General features: G+C 66.4%; 15 protein-coding genes and 1 riboswitch. Of the genes, 8 read left to right on the top strand and 7 right to left on the bottom strand.

Features of this window, described 5'->3' with window-relative positions:
- Position 1: 1 nt before the first annotated feature.
- A complete protein-coding gene (locus AC4QBL_RS04455) occupies positions 2-2,587 on the bottom strand; it encodes an FtsX-like permease family protein (RefSeq protein ID WP_472906622.1) in 2,586 nt (861 codons plus the stop codon).
- Positions 2,588-2,784: 197 nt separating this feature from the next.
- Between AC4QBL_RS04455 and AC4QBL_RS04460 the strand changes: the two genes are divergently transcribed.
- Positions 2,785-3,681, top strand: coding sequence for a transglutaminase-like domain-containing protein (locus AC4QBL_RS04460; protein ID WP_472899358.1), 897 nt, complete (start codon positions 2,785-2,787; stop codon positions 3,679-3,681).
- Positions 3,682-3,790: 109 nt separating this feature from the next.
- Positions 3,791-3,961: a hypothetical protein gene (locus AC4QBL_RS04465; protein WP_169801527.1), complete on the top strand. Its 171-nt coding sequence runs from the start codon at positions 3,791-3,793 to the stop codon at positions 3,959-3,961.
- Positions 3,962-4,044: 83 nt separating this feature from the next.
- On the opposite strand, the gene AC4QBL_RS04470 is transcribed toward AC4QBL_RS04465, so the two are convergent.
- On the bottom strand, positions 4,045-4,701 hold the full coding sequence (locus AC4QBL_RS04470) for a class I SAM-dependent methyltransferase (protein ID WP_472906623.1): 657 nt from the start codon (positions 4,699-4,701) through the stop codon (positions 4,045-4,047).
- Between the two features lie 179 nt (positions 4,702-4,880).
- Positions 4,881-4,988: riboswitch (TPP riboswitch) on the top strand.
- Positions 4,989-5,091: 103 nt separating this feature from the next.
- On the opposite strand from AC4QBL_RS04470, the gene AC4QBL_RS04475 reads away from it, so the two are divergent.
- From AC4QBL_RS04475 to AC4QBL_RS04495, 5 genes are all read left to right on the top strand, one after another.
- Positions 5,092-6,117: a thiamine ABC transporter substrate-binding protein gene (locus AC4QBL_RS04475; protein ID WP_472906624.1), complete on the top strand. Its 1,026-nt coding sequence runs from the start codon at positions 5,092-5,094 to the stop codon at positions 6,115-6,117.
- A 5-nt stretch (positions 6,118-6,122) separates the two neighbouring features.
- Entirely contained in the window at positions 6,123-7,748 is a 1,626-nt protein-coding gene (locus AC4QBL_RS04480) for an ABC transporter permease (protein WP_472906625.1), read from the top strand.
- A complete protein-coding gene (locus AC4QBL_RS04485; RefSeq protein ID WP_472906626.1) occupies positions 7,741-8,385 on the top strand; it encodes an ABC transporter ATP-binding protein in 645 nt (214 codons plus the stop codon). Before AC4QBL_RS04480 ends, AC4QBL_RS04485 begins: the two co-directional genes overlap by 8 nt.
- Before the next feature lie 78 nt (positions 8,386-8,463).
- Positions 8,464-8,808, top strand: coding sequence for a heavy metal-binding domain-containing protein (locus tag AC4QBL_RS04490; RefSeq protein WP_472899353.1), 345 nt, complete (start codon positions 8,464-8,466; stop codon positions 8,806-8,808).
- Between the two features lie 21 nt (positions 8,809-8,829).
- The gene (locus AC4QBL_RS04495; protein ID WP_472906627.1) at positions 8,830-9,276 is read left to right on the top strand and encodes a hypothetical protein; all 447 of its coding nucleotides are present in this window, start codon (positions 8,830-8,832) and stop codon (positions 9,274-9,276) included.
- A gap of 19 nt (positions 9,277-9,295) precedes the next feature.
- Here AC4QBL_RS04495 and AC4QBL_RS04500 read toward each other — a convergent pair whose 3' ends face one another.
- From AC4QBL_RS04500 to AC4QBL_RS04510, 3 genes are read right to left on the bottom strand one after another with little or no spacing between them, the layout of a single operon-like run.
- Positions 9,296-10,510 (bottom strand): lytic murein transglycosylase, encoded by a 1,215-nt coding sequence (locus tag AC4QBL_RS04500; RefSeq protein ID WP_472906628.1) that lies wholly within the window; start codon positions 10,508-10,510, stop codon positions 9,296-9,298.
- Between the two features lie 37 nt (positions 10,511-10,547).
- Entirely contained in the window at positions 10,548-11,951 is a 1,404-nt protein-coding gene (locus AC4QBL_RS04505; protein WP_472906629.1) for an MBL fold metallo-hydrolase, read from the bottom strand.
- 60 nt (positions 11,952-12,011) lie between these two features.
- Positions 12,012-13,049, bottom strand: a complete 1,038-nt coding sequence (locus AC4QBL_RS04510) for a ZIP family metal transporter (protein ID WP_472906630.1) — start codon at positions 13,047-13,049, stop codon at positions 12,012-12,014.
- A 318-nt stretch (positions 13,050-13,367) separates the two neighbouring features.
- On the opposite strand from AC4QBL_RS04510, the gene AC4QBL_RS04515 reads away from it, so the two are divergent.
- Positions 13,368-14,141 (top strand): ferredoxin--NADP reductase, encoded by a 774-nt coding sequence (locus AC4QBL_RS04515; protein ID WP_472906631.1) that lies wholly within the window; start codon positions 13,368-13,370, stop codon positions 14,139-14,141.
- Between the two features lie 85 nt (positions 14,142-14,226).
- Here the strand turns inward: AC4QBL_RS04515 and AC4QBL_RS04520 are convergent, their stop codons facing one another.
- Positions 14,227-15,363 (bottom strand): NAD(P)/FAD-dependent oxidoreductase, encoded by a 1,137-nt coding sequence (locus AC4QBL_RS04520; protein WP_472906632.1) that lies wholly within the window; start codon positions 15,361-15,363, stop codon positions 14,227-14,229.
- Positions 15,364-15,919: 556 nt separating this feature from the next.
- Positions 15,920-17,053, bottom strand: a complete 1,134-nt coding sequence (dnaJ, locus tag AC4QBL_RS04525) for a molecular chaperone DnaJ (protein WP_472899342.1) — start codon at positions 17,051-17,053, stop codon at positions 15,920-15,922.
- Positions 17,054-17,125 lie beyond the last annotated feature (72 nt).

Genomic DNA, 17,125 nt, shown 5'->3' on the forward strand with positions numbered 1-17,125 from the left:
CTTACCAGTCTTCTTTCACGGCCTGCACCGCGTCGCGGCTGGCGGCAGCGCGCCCGGCCAGCCAGGCGGTGGCGGTGCCGGCCACCACCACGGCGGCGCACAAGGCGAGCAGGCGCGCCCAGGGCAGGGCGAGGTCCATGGTCCAGTGGAAGCTTTGCGGGTTCACCACATGCACCAGCACCAGGCTCACGCCCAAGCCCAGCGCCAGGCCCGCCAGCGCACCCAGCACGGTCCAGGCCAGGCCCTCCAGCGCCACCACGCCCAATATCTGGCGGCGTGTGAGCCCCAGGTGCGCCAACAAGCCAAACTCGCGCCGCCGCGCCAGCACCTGCGCGCTGAAGCTGGCGGCCACGCCAAACAGGCCAATGCCAATGGCGACCGCCTGCAGCCAGTAGGTCACGGCGAAGCTGCGGTCAAAAATGCCCAACGAGATGGCGCGTATCTGGCCGGCCGAGGCGAACTCGACCAGATCTTGCGCCCCCAGCGATTCGGCCAGTTGGCGCACGCGCTCACGCACCGCGTCTTCGTCTGCGCTTTCAGTCAGGTACAGCGCCAGGTCGTTCACCCGGTCGTCGCCCGAGAGGCGCACAAAGTCGGCGCGGTCCAGCACCACGCTGCCGTGCTGGCGGGCGTAGTCGCGCCACACACCGGCCACAAAGTAGCGCGTGCCCGCTGGTGCCTCGGGAAACGCCAGCCCCAGGGCCGGCAGCCAGCCACCGGGCTCGGCGCCGTGCAGGTCTTGCATGGCCTCGCTCACGTACACCGTCACCACATTGCCTGGCGCTTCGCCAGGTGTGGCGGGCGTGGCCAGCGGGTTGCCCACCAGCGGCAGGCTCTGGCCGTCCAGCCCGCGGCTGCCCATGGCCAGCGGCCGCGCCAGCAGCGTCACCGGGGGCAGGCTGGCGCTGAGTTGCAGTTGCGTGGCGCGCAGCGGCTCCACACGGGCCACACCGGGCACGCGGGCCACGGCTTGCACAAAGTCGTGGGGCAGGGTGTTGCCTTCGCCCATGCTGCTGCCCGCGCGCACATAGAGCGGCGCGGGCAGCACGCCATCGAGCCATTGCGTGACCGAATCGCGAAAGCTCGCCACCATCACCGTGAGCGCCACCGACAGCGCCAGGCTGGCCACCACGCCGCTGGTGGCCACCGCCGCCGTTTCGCGCAGGCGGCGTGAACGCTCCACCGCCAGCAGCGGCAGGGCATGGCGGGCCACCCACGGTGCCAGTTGGTTCAGCAAAGCGCCCACCGCCAGGGGCAAAGCGGCAATGCCCCCCACCAGCAGCAAGCCCACCGAAAAATAGGCCGCCAACGGAATGCCCCCTACCGGCGGTGCCCAGGCCAGCGCGGCCGCCAGCACCATCAGGCTGAGTGCCCAGCCGGGGTGCATGGGCCGCGCCGCGCCGGCACCGCCCAGCCCCTTGAGCGCCAGGGCGGGCGCCATGCGTGCGGTGGCGCGCGCCGGCCACCAGCCGCCCGCCAGTGCGGCGGCCACACCCAGCCCGCCGTACAGCAAGGCGGCGCCCGTGCTCCATTGCAGGCTGGGCGCCACGCCGGCAAAGTAGCCACCGCCCAGGTCGCCACCGAGCACCCGCAGCGCCAGCGCGGCCAGCGCCGTGCCCACCGCCACCCCCAGCGCGCTGCCCAGCAGGCCCAGCAAGGCCGACTCGGCCAGCACCAGCCGCAAGCGCTCGGGGGCTGACAGGCCGAGCACGCCGAGCAGGGCAAATTGCTGCTGGCGCCGCGCCACGGACAGCGACAGCACCGAGAACACCAGAAAAGCGCCGGTGAACAAGGCCACCAGCGCCAGCACCGTGAGGTTGACCCGGTAAGCGCGCGACAGGTTGCTCACCCGCTCACCCGCCTGGTCGGGGCGCTGTGCGATCACGCTCGCGGGCAGCTGCAACGCCGCCAGCAGGGTGTCGGCCTGCGTGCCGGGCTCCAGCCGCAGGTCGATGCGGCTGAGCTGGCCGGGGCGCACCATGAGTGCCTGGGCGGCGGCCACGTCCATCACCAGCAGCGGCATGCCTGGGGCGTTCACGGTGCCCGCCACACGCACCGTGCGCAGCGCCAGGCCGCTCTGCACCCGCAAGCTGGCGGGCGCATCGCCGCTGGCCAACAAGGCTTGCCGCGCAGCGGGGTTTAAAAACACCGCATCGGGCGCAAACAGGTCAAAGCGCTGGCGGCTGCTGTTGTCGCCCGCGGTGGAGCGTGGCATGAGCGCTGGCGACACGCTGGCCACGGTCAGGGCGTCCACACCCACCAGTTTGACGGCCACCCTGGCGCCATTGGCCGCCAGCACGGTGGTGGCCACTTCCAGCACCGGGCTGGCCACGGCCACGCTGGGGTGTGTGGCCACGCGCTCCAGCAGCTCGTCGGGTAGGGCACCTTGGCGCGCCCGCAGCTCCAGGTCGGGCTGTCCGTTGACAGAGCTCACCGCGCTGGAAAACTCGGCCAATGCCGAAGCGTTGATCAGGTGCACGGCAAAGGCCAGGGCCACACCCAGCATGACGGCCACCACCGCCGACGCATTGCGCCACGGGTGGTGCAGCAGTTCTTGCCAGGAAAAGGTGGAGAGCAATGCGCGCATGGACCGCGCAGCTTAAAGCACGGGCAAATCCCCGCGTGCCGGGGCCACCATGGCAGCACGCCACATCGGCCCGCAGGGCGCTGTCGCAAGTTGGCCCAATGCTTGCATGCGCGTAGGATGGTCTTTTCAAACATTTGAAATTCACCGTTCCGCGGCCCGCCGTTTTTGGCCAACCTTTCTACTTCACGGTGAAAACCATGGTTCGAATCCACCTTGCCATTGACCTCCAGTACGAGATCAACCCGCCTTCAGCCGACTTCATTTTCAACGTCCAGTGCGCCCACACGCCGCAGCAAAAAGTGGTGTGGGAAGAGCTTCAGGTGAGCCAGCCGGTGCCACTGGTCATGCACACCGACCCGGCCACCCGCAGCCGCACGCTGCGCCTGACGGCCGGCCCCGGCTCGCTGCAACTGCGCTACCGCGCCACGCTCGACATCACCCACCACGTGGCCCAGCCCGACAGCGTGTTTGAAACCCCGGTGGCCCAGCTGCCGCCCGAAGCGCTCACCTACCTGTACCCCAGCCGCTATTGCCAGTCGGACTGCGTGACCGCGCTGGCCAACAGCCTGTTTGGGCAGATGCCGCAGGGCTACCGGCGCGTGGAGGCGATCCAGAAGTGGGTGCAGAGCCAGGTCACGTTCCAGTCCAACACCAGCAACTCCATGACCTCGGCGCTGGACACGCTGAACGACCACAAAGGCGTGTGCCGCGACTTTGCCCACCTCATGATCACCATGTGCCGTGCGCTGAACATTCCGGCCCGCTTCACCACCGCCATCGACTACGGCGCCGATCCCGCCTTGGGCCCCACCGACTTTCACGCCTACGTCGAGGCCTACCTGGGCCACCGCTGGTACATTTTTGACCCATCCGGCACGGCCATTCCCATGGGTTTTGTGCGCATTGGCACCGGGCGCGACGCGGCCGATGCGTCGTTTGCCACCATCTTTGGCGGTGTGGTGGCCCACGCCCCGCGCATTGACATTTCGGCCCAGGTCAACCCGCAAAACGGCTGGCAGATGCCGGTGCGCCGCGAAGAGGGCCTGTCAACCGACTCGGCTTTCACCTGGAACATGGTGGATGTGGCGCGTTGAAAGGCCACTTCCCGTGGCTGCACACCAACCTCTGAGGCGCTCCGGCCAAAGCGGCCGTGGCCTGTGGCCTAATAGAGGGGTTTTCAACCAATTTCTGTCTGGAACCGACATGGGCAACAAAATCGTCACCGAAGCTGACCGCAAAGCTACTCCCCGTCCCACGCCTGTCGCTGGCGTTTCGCTCACCACCCCTGGCCGTGGCCAGCGCGTGAGCCTGGAGCGTGGCGTGGCAACGCGCAGCAAGAAAAACCCGGGCAAGCGCTCCAAAAAGGGCGGCTGACCGGTTGCTGGCTCCTGCGAGCCAGCCCCATGCAAAAGGCCCGCAACCGCGGGCCTTTTGCATGGGGCTTTCTCAGGCGCTGTTCAGGCCGCGCGTTGAAACGTCAAAAATCGGCCTTTGTAAGCCACCCCATCTTCCAGCAGGCGGTCTGCCGCGCGCATGTCCAGGGAGAAGCCCAGGGCGCCCATTGCCCGCCCAAACGCGGCGCGGTTGCCGCGGTCCGGGTCGACGATGATGACCTGCGCACCCGGTGCCGCGTGGCGGTGAATGAAACCGGCCAGCTGGGCCGGTTGCTGGCGCTCGTACAGCAGGTCGCTTCCCACAATCAGGTCAAAACGGCCCAGCAACGGATTGTCGGTTTCCCAGTTGCCCGCCTGGTATTTCAGCGGTCCCAGGCCATTGAGCAGCAGGTTTTCTTTCAGAAAAAGCTCGGTCAAAGGGTGCCAGTCGCTCACAGTCACATTGGCGCCGCGCCGGTGCATCACCAGACTGGACAGCGCCAGCCCGGCACCTATTTCCAGCACCCGCTGGCCAGCCAGCGCATGCGTCTGCATGGCCAGTGCCAGCACCCGGGCCGAAGGCCACACCTGGCCAAACAGCGACCAGCCCGCGGGCGGAATACCCAGCGCACCCGATGTGTTGACGGGGTCAGCGTATTGCTGGGTGTCTAGCAGGCAGCGCATGTGCCAGTCGACACCGCCGAGCGTGACGGTCTCGGTCTTGACTTGGTAGCCGGGCATGGTGGATGTTTCTCATGGGGTGGGACGTGGTGAAGCAGTTCAGATCGAACGGGCACAACGTTTCCTGGAGAAAGGCATGCGGGCCGAAGAGGCACTCTGGTGGTGGGCTTTGCCCTTGCGGGTTGGGCCAATGCACAGTAACACGCCGACCCGCCAACGCGTCGCAGGGCTACAATCCGCCACTTCACCGGGGGTGCCGGCTCACAGCCATGTGGGCAGCGGCTGAGAAATACCCCTCTCACCTGATCTGGGTTGTGCCAGCGTAGGGAGCGTGACGAGCCGGACCACCCAGGGTTGTGTTCCGTTCTTTTCAAGCGCCTGGCGTGGCGGTTATTGAAAAGGCGGCATCGCATGCAACGGCGGATTTTTTCTGGGCTTCTGGTTTCCCTCTTGCTGGCCGGTCACGCGGCGGCCAGCGCGCAAGCGCCCACGGTGCTGCGCCTGCTCACCCACAGCTCGTTTGACCTGCCCAAAGAGCTGCTCGCCCAGTTTGAAAAAGACGCGGGCGTGAAGCTGCAGATCGTCAAGGCGGGCGACGCGGGTGAAATGGTCAACAAACTCATCTTGACCCGCGCCAAGCCGCTGGCCGACGTGGTGTTTGGCATTGACAACACCCTGCTGCACCGCGCGCAAACCGCGAACGTGCTCGATGCCTACACCGGCCCCGCCGCCCAGCGCGCTGTGGCCGCGGGCATGGCCGAGGGCGCTGGCCCCAGCGGTGTGGCGGCAGGCGTGGTGCCGGTGGACTTTGGCTACGTCACGCTCAACATCGACAAAGCCTGGTTTGCCCAGAAGGGCCTGGCACTGCCCACGTCGCTGAACGACCTGACGCTGCCCGCCTACCGCAAACTGCTGGTGGTGCAAAACCCGGCCACCTCCAGCCCCGGCCAGGCCTTTTTGTGGGCCACTGTGGCCGGCCTGGGCGAGGCGGCCGCGTTTGACTGGTGGGCCCGCATGCGCGCCAACGGCGTGAAGGTGGCCAAGGGCTGGACCGAGGCCTATTACACCGATTTCACCCGCAACGGTGGCACGCGCCCGATCGTGGTTAGCTACGCCAGCAGCCCGGCGGCCGAGGTGTTTTACGCCAAAGAAAAACTCACCGAGTCGCCCACCGCCAACCTGTTCCTCAAGGGCGGCGTTTTTAGGCAGGTGGAGGGCGTGGCGCTGGTCAAGGGTGGCAACCCGGCGGCGCGCGAAGCGGCTGGCCGTTTCATTGAGTTTTTGCGCTCGGCCCCGGTGCAGCAGGCCTTGCAGACCAGCATGTGGATGTTTCCGGCCGAAGCCGGTGCGGCGCGGGTGGACGTGATGCAACGCCACGCCAGTGAGCCCACGGCTTACAACAACCCTCCGGCTGACCCAATGGGTCAGCAAGGCAAAGCCTGGCTGCAGCGCTGGACGAAAGTGGTGCTGAAATAAGCAGCATGCCCCGCCTGCCCCTGCGCTGGATGCTGCCAGCCCTGCCGCTGGCGTTTCTGGCGGTGGTGCTGGTGGCGCCTGTGTTGCGGCTGCTGAACGAGGGCCTGGGGAGCTCGGGCGATGTGTCCTGGTGGGCGCTGTGGCAGGACGATCACCTGCGCTGGCGCTTGCTCTGGTCGTTTTCGCAGGCCGCCATCACCTGCGCGCTGGCACTGCTGCTGGGCCTGCCGCTGGCCTGGGTGCTGGCCCGGCTGGAATTTGCCGGGCGCGGCGCCGTGTTGCGCTTGTTGATGCTGCCTTTTGTGGTGCCCACGCTGGTGGCGGCGCTGGGTGTGCTGGCGCTCTGGGGGCCTCGGGGCTGGCTGGGCGAGCCGCTGGCCAGCGCCGGTGTTGACCTGGAAAACAGCCCCTGGCTGCTGCTTTACGGCAACCTGTTTTTCAACCTGTGCCTGGTGGTGCGCGCGGGTGTGGATGCGCTGGAGCAGGTGAGCGCTGCCCGCGTGGGCGCCGCGCGCTCGCTGGGCGCCACGCCATGGCGCGCGTTCTGGCGGGTCGAATGGCCGGCCATTGCGCCCTGGCTGGCCTCGGCGCTGTGTCTCGTGTTTCTGTATTGTTTTTCGGGTTTTGGCCTGGCGCTGATTTTGGGCGGCCAGCGCTACGCCACGGTCGAGGTCGAGATTTACACCCTGGTGGCCTATGAGCTGGAACTGGGCCAGGCCGGCGTGTTGGCCGTGTGGATGCTGGGACTGACCGGTGCCGTGGCCGTGGCTTACGCCTGGATGGAGAAACGGCTGGCGGCACCGGGGCGCATCACACCGGTGGCGCGCCGGCGCCCGCACGGGCTGGGCCAGTGGGCCGCCGTGGCCGGGGCACTGGTCGTGCTGGGGCTGGTGTGTGCCGCGCCGTTGCTGGCCATCGTAGGGCAGGCCGCCCGGGCGCTGCTGTGGGGGCAGGGCGGGGTGGTGTTGCTGGAGCCCGAGACCGGCCAGGCCCTGTGGAACACGCTGCGGTTTTCAGCCATGGCGCTGGTGTTGGCCACCACGCTGGGCCTTACTCATGCGCTGGCGGTGCGCGCGCTGGATGTGGCTGGTGCCGCGCGTGGTGCCAGCCAGGCCCGGGGTGGGCTGGCCCTGGCCTGGCGGGCGGCCGCCTTCTTGCCATTTGTGGTGTCACCGGTCACCGTGGCGTTTGGCTTGCTGCTGCTGTACCCGGACTGGACCGCCAGCCTGGGGTTGCTGGTGGCCGCCTACGCCCTGCTGGCCTACCCCTTTGTGGCCAAGTCGCTCACCGCCGCGCTGGACAGTCTGCCCGCCAGCTATGCCCAGGCCGCTGCCACGCTGGGCGCGAGCCCTTGGCGGGTGTTCTGGCGAGTCACCCTGCCACTGGTGTCGGGCGCGCTGCGCCGCGGCATGGCGTTTGCCGCGGCCACCGCGCTGGGCGAGTTTGCGGTGTCGCTGTTTCTCTCGCGGCCCGAATGGACCACCCTCACCACGCTGATTTACCAACGCCTGGGCCGTCCCGGCGCGGGCAACCTCGACGCTGCGCTGGTGCTGGCCTGCGTGCTCATGGCGCTGGCACTGCTCGCTTTTGCGGGCATTGAAGGCAAAAAGGACAATCGCTCCCATGCTTGAACTGCGCGACATCGCCAAACAATGGGACCAACGCCCCCTGCTCGACGGCGTCAACCTGCGGGTGAACAGTGGCGAAACCGTGGCGCTGCTGGGTGCGTCTGGCAGCGGCAAAAGCACCTTGCTGAAGATCGTGGCCGGGCTGGAAGTGCCGGAGCGCGGCAGCGTGTGGTTTGACGGCGAAGACATCACCCGACTGCCGCCTGAGCGGCGCGGCTTTGCGCTCATGTTTCAAGACTTCGCCCTGTTTCCGCACCTGAACGTGCAAGACAACGTGGCTTTTGGCCTGCGCGAGCAGGGGGTGGGCAAGGTGGCTGCTCGCGAGCAGGCGCGCGAGCTGCTGGCGCGCTTTGGCCTTGGCGCCCACGCCACGGCCCGGGTGTGGACGCTCTCGGGTGGCGAGCAGCAGCGGGTGGCGCTGGCCCGTGCCCTCATCACACGCCCGCGTGCCCTGCTGCTCGACGAGCCTTTTTCGGCGCTGGATGCAGCCCTGCGCGACCAGTTGCGCGCCGAATTCCGCGAGCGCATTCAGGCCGCGGGTATGACCGCCCTGCTGGTGACCCACGACGAACAGGAGGCCCGCGCCATGGCCCAGCACGCCTGGGGCGTGCAGGGCGGCCAGCTGGTGGCCTTGTGGTGAACCGGTTTCAAACGCGGCGCGCGTGGCTGGCACAATGAACCCGCACCCGCCGGGCGGTGCGTTACAGGGACGTTCACCATGGGCTGGTTTTCCAAAAGCACCGACAACTTTTTCCTCAGCACCACCTCGCCCGATGGCATTGCGCTGAGCCAGTACCTCGGCGTGGTCAACGGCGAAGCCATCATTGGCGCCAATATCTTTCGTGACATGTTTTCGTCGGTGCGCGACGTGGTGGGCGGGCGGGCCGGGGGCTACGAGCGTGCGCTGGCCGGTGCCCGCGATGCCGCCATGGAAGGCCTGGTGGAAGCCGCCAAAGAAATGGGCGCCAACGGCGTGATTGGCATCGACTTTGACTACGAGGTGCTGGGCGAGAACAACGGCATGATGATGGTGGCCGTGAGCGGCACGGCGGTGAAGCTCTGACATGAAGGCTTGAAACACCCCATGGACGCTTACATCATCATCGGCAACACCAACACCCGCAAAGCCTCGCTGGTGCGCAGCCTCTCCGGTTGCTTCAACCGCAGCGTGCGCGAGATCCAGCTCCAGAGCGCCAAAAAACCTCTGCGTTTTTACGCCCGTGTGGGGACCTTGCAAGACACACGGGTCACGGTGGAGCAATTTGTCGCCGAAGTGGCCCGAACCCGCGCCGAAGCGGTGTTGTTTTGCCTTTCGCCGGAACCGCACAAAACCGACACCCTGGAATACCCCGATGCACAAGCCTATGTGGCCGCGCTGCGCGAGCTGGGCTGGCGCATCAAAGGCGTGGCCGTGCTGGGCCAGAACAGCGGTGGCGTGCGGGCGCCGAATCTTCGGCAATACACGGCGGCCCCCACGGCGCCGGTGAACGTCACGGCGCGTGACGTGCGGGCGCAATTTGGGTGGCTCTGAGGCGGGTTGCCTCAGCCTCTCAGCTGCCGCGCAGCGCTTGCAACAGCTTCAGGCCGCCGCGCCCGTTCACGTCGTGCCCCAGCCGCGCCTGCTCCAGGCGAATGGCGGCCCGGCTCTTCTCGCCCAACATGCCGTCCACGTCACCAATGTCGTGACCGCGCAAAATCAGCAGACCTTGCAGTTCGCGGCGCTCGGCACGTGAAATGCCAGGATCGTCGGTGGGCCAGGCGGTGGTGAACGGGCCCGCGCCGCGTAGGCGGTCGCTCAGGTGGGCAATGGCCAGGCCGTAGCTCTCTGCCGCGTTGTAGCTGTACAGCGCGTCAAAGTTGCGAAACACCAAAAATGCCGGGCCTTGGGGGCCGGCGGGCGCCAGCAAGCCCGCGCTGCCTGCCTGGGTGGGCAGGGCTGAGCCGTTGGTCTGTCGCAGGCCGCGCGCCGTCCAGTCGGCCATGGGGCGTTTGGTGCGCCGGCCCTCGCCGGTGGTGCTGAAGCCGGCGGGCAGCTTCACTTCAAAGCCCCAAGGCTGGCCGGTTTGCCAGCCGGCTTTGGCCAGAAAGTTGGCGGTGGAGGCCAGGGCGTCGGCGGTGCTGTCCATCAGGTCGCGCTTGCCGTCGCCGTCAAAGTCCACCGCCAGCCGCTCAAAGGTGGTGGGCATGAACTGGGTGTGGCCGAAGGCGCCGGCCCACGAGCCCACCAACCGCTCGGGCGCGATGTGCCCGGCCTGCAAGATGCGCAGCGTGGCGTAAAACTCGCCGCGAAAAAAGGCCTGGCGCCGGCCAAAACAAGAGAGCGTGCCCAGCGCCTGCACCAGCGGGTATTTGCCAAAGGTCTGGCCAAAATTGCTTTCCACGCCCCACACCGCCACCACGGTAGCCGGGTCCACGCCGTAGCGCTGCTGCACGCGCGCCAGCGTGTCGGCGTGTTGCGCCAGCAGCGCCTGGCCCTCGGCCACGCGTTCTTCGTCCACCAGGCCGGCCAGGTAGTCCCAGATCGCCATGCGGAATTCAGGTTGGAAGTTCAGCTTGTCGATCACGCTCAAGTCGGGCGCCAGCCCCTGGGTGTGCTGGGCAAAGGTGGCGTCTTGCACGCCAGCGGCGCGGGCGGGTGCTCGCAGGTTGTTCAGGCAGGCGTCGAACTCGGCATTCGGCGCCTGGGCCCAGGCGGGGGCCGCCAGCAAAAGGCAGGCGCTCAATAGGGCGGGGAAGAGGGTGGTAACGGTAGCGGTGGTCTTCATGTGTCGGATTGTCGGGCATGCCCCGTGCGGGGGGCGGTCAAACGCCCCAGGTGCTGCCGTGCTCGGGCACCAGCGCCTGCCAGCGCAACTCTGTTTCGATGCGGTGGCGCAGCCGGTCAGACGCTTCCATGTCGCCATGCGTCACGAACACCCGGCGCGGCGCAGCGGGCATGGCACGCAACCAGTCCATGAGCTGGCTGGCGTCAGCGTGGGCCGAAGCCGAAGCGAGCTGCACCACCTCGGCCCGAACGGGCACGTCTTGCCCGTGGATGCGCAGGTGGCTGTGGGGGGCTGGCGATCCCCGTGTGCCGCCTTCCTGGTTGGCCACCCCCGCCAGCGTGGCGCCGCGTGTGCCGGGCGCCTGGTAGCCGGCCAGCACCACCATGTTGCGGTGGTGGCCGAGGTATTGGGCCAGGTGGTGCAACACGCGCCCGCCCGTGGCCATGCCGCTGGCAGACAACACCACTTTGGGGCCGTGTTGCAGGGCAATCGCCTTGGACTCTTCCACCGTGCGCGTCATCTTGGCCACGCGTTCCATGGCTTCGCATTGGGCCGCGCTCAGCCGGTGTTCGCCCACATGCTTCGAAAACAGGTCGGTGCTGTGGATGGCCATGGGGCTGTCCAGGTAAATGGGCAGGCTGTGCGGCAGCACACCGTTGGCTTTCAGCAGGGCTATGGCGTGCAACAGTTCTTGCGCGCGGCCCACCGCAAACACCGGCACCACGGCGGTGCCGCCCCGCGCGGCCACGCGCTGCAGGGCCGGGCCCAGCTCGGCCAGCACGTCTTCTTCGGGGTGCTCGCGGTCGCCATAGGTGGACTCGATCACCACCACGTCGGCCGCCGGGGGCTTTTCGGGGGGCTTCATCAGCATGTCGTCGGGGCGGCCCAGGTCGCCCGAAAACACAATGCGCCGTCCTCCCACTTCAAGCAACAGGCTGGAAGCCCCCAGGATGTGGCCGGCGCCGAAAAACTGCGCCGTCCAGCCGTGCACCGGCTCAAAGCGCTGCCCCATGGGCACGGTCTTGAACAGCTTCAGGCTTTCGTGCGCGTCGTCTTCGGTGTAAAGCGGCAAGGCGGGTGCATGCTTGGAGAAACCATGGCGGTTGGCAAACGCGGCGTCCTCTTCCTGGATATGGCCGCTGTCGGGCAGCAAAATTTTGGCCAGGTCCCGCGTGGCGGGCGTGGCCCACACCTTGCCGTGAAAGCCTTCCTTGGCCAGCAGGGGCAGGTAACCGCTGTGGTCCAGGTGCGCATGGGTCAAGATCACCGCGTTGATGTGGTTGGGCATCACCGGCAACGGGTCGCGGTTGCGCAGGCGCAGCTGTTTGTAGCCCTGAAACAGGCCGCAGTCCACCAACACACTGTGGCCCGCGTGTTCCACCAAATATTTGGAGCCGGTGACGGTGCCGGCCGCGCCCAGAAAGCGAATGTGTACGTTCATGCAAAACATCGTACCCCCGGCCGGGCGCAACCCCCAAGCGTTCCGTCAAGGCAGGGCCATTCAACCGCCCAAGGCTGCGTCAAGCAACAGCATGAAGATGAAGCCGCCCAGCAGGGTGGATGTGGCCAGGGTCTCAAACCCATTGCGGTGGGTTTCGGGAATGATCTCGTGGCTGACCACAAACAGCATGGCGCCCGCCGCCAGCGCCAGGCCCACCGGGTAAAACGCCGGCACGCTGCCCAGCACCCACAGACCCAGGATGGCGCCCAGTGGCTCGGCCAGCCCGGTGAGGGCGGCCACGCCCCAGGCCTGGCCCGCGCTGCGGCCCAGGGTGCGCAGGGCCATCGCCACAATCAGGCCCTCAGGCATGTTCTGCAAGCCAATGGCCAGCGCCACCGAGGCGCCCGCCTGTGCTGTGCCGCCCGTGTCCACGCCCAATGCCGCGCCGGAATAAGCCGCGCCCACCGCCAAGCCTTCGGGCACGTTGTGTATGAGGATGGCCAACACCATGAGCCAGGCGCGTTGCGCGGCAGCCTGGTCCACCGGCCCGCCGGCGGCCCATTGGCCGGTGTGGCCCGGCGCTGCCGGTGGCAACACCGCGTGTTCGTGCGGTGTGAATCGGTCAATGGCGAGCATGAGGCCCATGCCCAACGCCAGGCCCACGCCGCAGAGTGCGGCGGCACCCGTGGCGCCGCCCGCCACGCCCGCCAGTAAAGCCTGGCCAGCGGCCAGCGAAGGCAGCAGCAAGGCAAAGATGGCGGCAGCCAGCATTACCCCGGCCGAGAAAGACATGAGTGCCGCCTCTTGCAGCTTGCTCACCCGCTGCACCAGAAATACGGGCAAGGCACCCACAGCGGTCGCCATCGCCGCGATCAACGACGCCTGCACACCCGCTGCCATGGCACTGCCGTTGTGGGCCGCGTCCCACCAGGCGCGGGTGGGCGCCCAGAACGTGCTGAGCGACACCACACCCGCCATCAGCAGCAGGCCAGCGCCCAGTGCGAGCAGGCTGTGCAACACGGCCTGGGGCGGCACGGGCAATTCAAAGCGCTGTACTTGGGCCCAGACCGGGCGGACTTGTCGTATGAGGGCTGTCATGGTGGGTTGCTCCTTGCGTGGGCGGGCGGCGTGTTTTCAATCGCCCCTGGTCAGTAGTTTGTCAAAAACTATTAAAAAACGCCAGTCGATCGTTTTTATCGATCTCATAGGCGGGGGATCAGCCGACCGCTCAAAGGCATCGGTGTGCGCCGTGCATGTCAGCGCCCAAGGGAAGGGTTTTCACACGTTTTACAATCCGGGGTTGCCCCAGTGTTGCCGAACAGGGTTGGCTGGCGGCATCCACAGTCCTGGGCGTATGCGCGGCAGCCGCCGTGTGCATGGCCTGCATTCTGTTTTCTCACCAACTTCCCGGACCCCATGAGTGCATTTGACGAAGAGCGCGTGTTGAGCGTTCACCACTGGACCGACCGCCTGTTCAGCTTCACCACCACCCGGGGTTCGTCCCTGCGTTTCTCCAACGGCCACTTCACCATGATTGGCTTGCGCATCAACGGCAAGCCGCTGGTGCGCGCCTACAGCATTGCCAGCCCCAACTACGCGGAGCACCTGGAGTTTCTGAGCATCAAGGTGCCCGACGGCCCGCTCACCTCGCAGTTGCAGCATATTCATGTGGGCGACACGGTGCTGGTGGGACGCAAGCCCACCGGCACGCTGCTGATCGACTACCTGCTGCCGGCCAAGCGCCTGTATATGTTTGCCACCGGCACCGGCCTGGCACCGTTTCTGAGCGTGATCCGCGACCCCGAAACCTACGAGCGCTACGAGCAAGTGGTGCTGGTGCACGGTGTGCGCGAAGTGAAAGAACTCGCCTACCGCGAACTGCTGTCGGAAACGCTGAAGCAGGACGAGTTTCTGGGCGAAATGGTGGCGCAGAAGTTTCTGTATTACCCCACCGTCACCCGCGAGCCCTTTGAGCACCAGGGCCGCATTCCCACGCTGATTGAAAATGGTACGCTGGCCAAAGACCTGGGCCTGCCCCAGCTCAACCGGGCGGAAGACCGCATCATGATCTGCGGCAGCCCCGAAATGCTGCGCGACCTGAAAGGCCTGGCCGAGCAATACGGCTTCGAAGAAGGCAGCACCAGCCGCCCAGGCGAGTTCGTGATCGAACGGGCTTTTGCGGGCAGCTGACAGCACCAAGCGGCTGGGTTTCAGCCGCTGAAGCCTGGGCTGTAGGTAACGCCGAGCCCAGGCGTCTGTTGGATGGTCCGGGGCTTTACCCGGCCACGCCTTGCAGCCGCAGCGGCGACAAAGCATCGGCGCTGACGCCATGGAGCACCAGGTCGTCTGGCAAGGGCCGGCGCAGCGCCAGCGCCGCACAGGCTTCCCCCATGGCGGCGCTGGTCTGAATGCCGTAGCCGCCCTGTGCGGCACACCAGAAAAAGCCCGGCGCGTGTGCATCAAAGCCGCCCACCAATTCGCCATCGGCCACAAATGACCGCAAGCCCGCCCAAGTGTGCGTCGGTCGGGGCTTCAGCGTCGTCCATGTCTCCACCGCGTGCAGGCCCAGTGCGATATCCAGTTCTTCGGGCTGAACATCCTGAGGGTGTGTAGCGTCTTCGTTAACGGGTGACGCCAGCAGCGCACCGGCATCGGGCTTCATGTAAAAGCTCTCGTCTGCCGCCAGCAGCAGCGGCCAGTCGGCGGTGTCGGTGCCGGCTGGCGAGGCAAAGGTGAACGCGGTGCGGCGCCTGGGCACCAGGCCGATGGGTGCCACACCCGCCATGCCTGCAACCGCGTCGCACCACGCGCCAGCCGCGTTGATCAACACCTGGGCCGCGTACGCCGCACCCGCGGCCGTGCGCACCTGCCAAAGGTCGCCCGCTCGCTCGATGGACACCACCTGCGCATCCGCAACCAACTCGCCACCCGCGCGTTTGAAACCGCGCAGGTAGCCCTGGTGGATAGCATGCACGTCCATGTCGAAGCTGTCGGGCTCATAAAGGGCGGCGCTCACCTTGTCGGGCCGCAGCGCCGGCACCATGGCCAGCGCTTCGGCCGCGGTCAGTCGGCGGCCGCGCGGGCTGACGTCTTTCAGCACCGCCCAGGCTTCGTCAAGGTGGTGCATCTCGTCCGGCCCCGCTACCGTGAGCAGGCCCCGTGGCATGAGCAGCGGCGCCTCGGCAAACCCCGCCGGCGGTTGCTTGAAAAAAGCCTCGCTCGCCAGTGACAGCGCACGCACTTGCGGCGGCCCGTAGCTGGCAATGAACTGCGCCGCCGAGCGCCCGGTGCTGTGGTAGCCCGGCTGGCTCTCGCGCTCCAGCATCACGCATCGGCCTTGCGGTGCCAGGAAATAGCCGGTGGAGGCGCCAGCAATGCCGGCGCCGAGGATAAGAAAGTCGGTCTGGTTCATTTCTGGCATTGTGACTGGCCAGACCGAGCACCTCAGCTGTGAAAACTTTCCCAATCTCTCTGCAGTTCCACTTTGATGATTTGCAACCCTTCCCACTCAGCGTGTTCTGCGCTGGCTTGCGTCGCACGCCTCAACTCCACCACCCATGTTGTCGCCCGATCCAGTAAACAGGTCCAGCACCCGCAACGAGGATGTGGGGCAGCCGAAGTATGAACAGTGCGAACAGACGCACGCCGGGTCCGTCCCGTCTGAAGTGCTTCAAAGTGTCAGGAAAAAGACCGGTTGGCCTTGAAGGCTGGGGATGTTTGCTTGCCATACTCAAAGGGTAAGCGAACCGAAAACGCGCTTTGCCAAAAAGTGGTCCTGCGACCGGCGCGTCGTGAATAAACCATTGATTTAATTGGGTATTTTCTGTTTCTAGGCTTGATAGGGTCGAACGGGATGTAGCTGTCGGGGGTGCTTTCGCGCGTTGCTGTCCAGTTTCCCGCAAGAGGAAAACCAGAAGGGGCAACGGTTACCCGTTGCCCCTTCAAATTTCTGAACCCTCCAGCGTCAATCAGCTGAAAAAGCTCTTCGCCTTCTCAAACCAACCCTTGTCGTTCGGGCTGTGCTTGTGGCCGCCCTTCTTGAACGATTCGTCGAGTTCCTTAAGCAGTTTGCGCTGGTGCTCTGTGAGCTTCACCGGTGTCTCGACTGCCACGTGGCAGTACAGATCACCGGGGTAGCTGCTGCGAACGCCTTTGACGCCTTTGCCGCGCAGGCGGAAGGTTTTGCCGCTTTGCGTGCCTTCAGGCAGGTCGATGGTGGCCTTGCCTTGCAGCGTGGGCACGTCGATCTCGCCGCCCAGGGCCGCGGTGGTCATGCTCACCGGCACCTGGCAGTGCAGGTCGTCGCCTTCGCGCTCAAAGATGTCGTGCTTGCGCAGGCGCACTTCAATGTAAAGGTCGCCTGAAGGCCCACCGTTTTGGCCCGGCTCGCCGTTGCCGGTGCTGCGGATGCGCTGGCCGTCGTCGATACCGGCTGGGATCTTGATTTCCAGCGTTTTCTGCTTTTTGATCTTGCCCTGGCCGTGGCAAGCGGTGCAGGGCTCGGGGATGATCTTGCCGCTGCCGTGGCAGGTGGGGCAGGTTTGCTGCACGCTGAAGAAGCCCTGGCGCATTTGTACCTGGCCCTGGCCGTGGCAGGTGGAGCAGGTCTTGACGCTGGTGCCGGGTTTTGCGCCGGTGCCTTTACAGCTGTCGCAGTCGTCCCAGGAGGGAATACGGATCTGGCTTTCTTTGCCGGCCGCCGCTTCTTCCAGAGAGATTTCCATGGCGTACGACAGGTCGGCGCCGCGGTACACCTGGCGCCCGTTACGCTGGCCGCGTGCGCCGCCAAATATGTCACCGAAGATGTCGCCGAACGACTCGCCGAAACCGCCAAAGCCCTCAGCGCCACCAGGGCCGCCGCGCATGTTGGGGTCCACACCGGCGTGGCCGTATTGGTCGTAGGCCGCTTTTTTCTGCGGGTCCGACAGCATTTCGTAGGCTTCTTTGGCTTCCTTGAAGCGCTCCTCGGCGGCCTTCGCCGCGTCACCCTGGTTGCGGTCGGGGTGGTGCTTCATCGCCAGCTTGCGATACGCCTTCTTGATTTCTTCGTCTGAAGCGTTTTTCGGAACGCCCAGCACTTCGTAAAAATCTCGTTTAGCCATGGTGTCGTGCAGTTCTGTTTGAACACAAACGCCGCGGACGGGCATTTTTCAATGCCCGGGCGCGGCGGCTGA

It is taken from the genome of Hydrogenophaga sp. L99 (assembly GCF_058731905.1).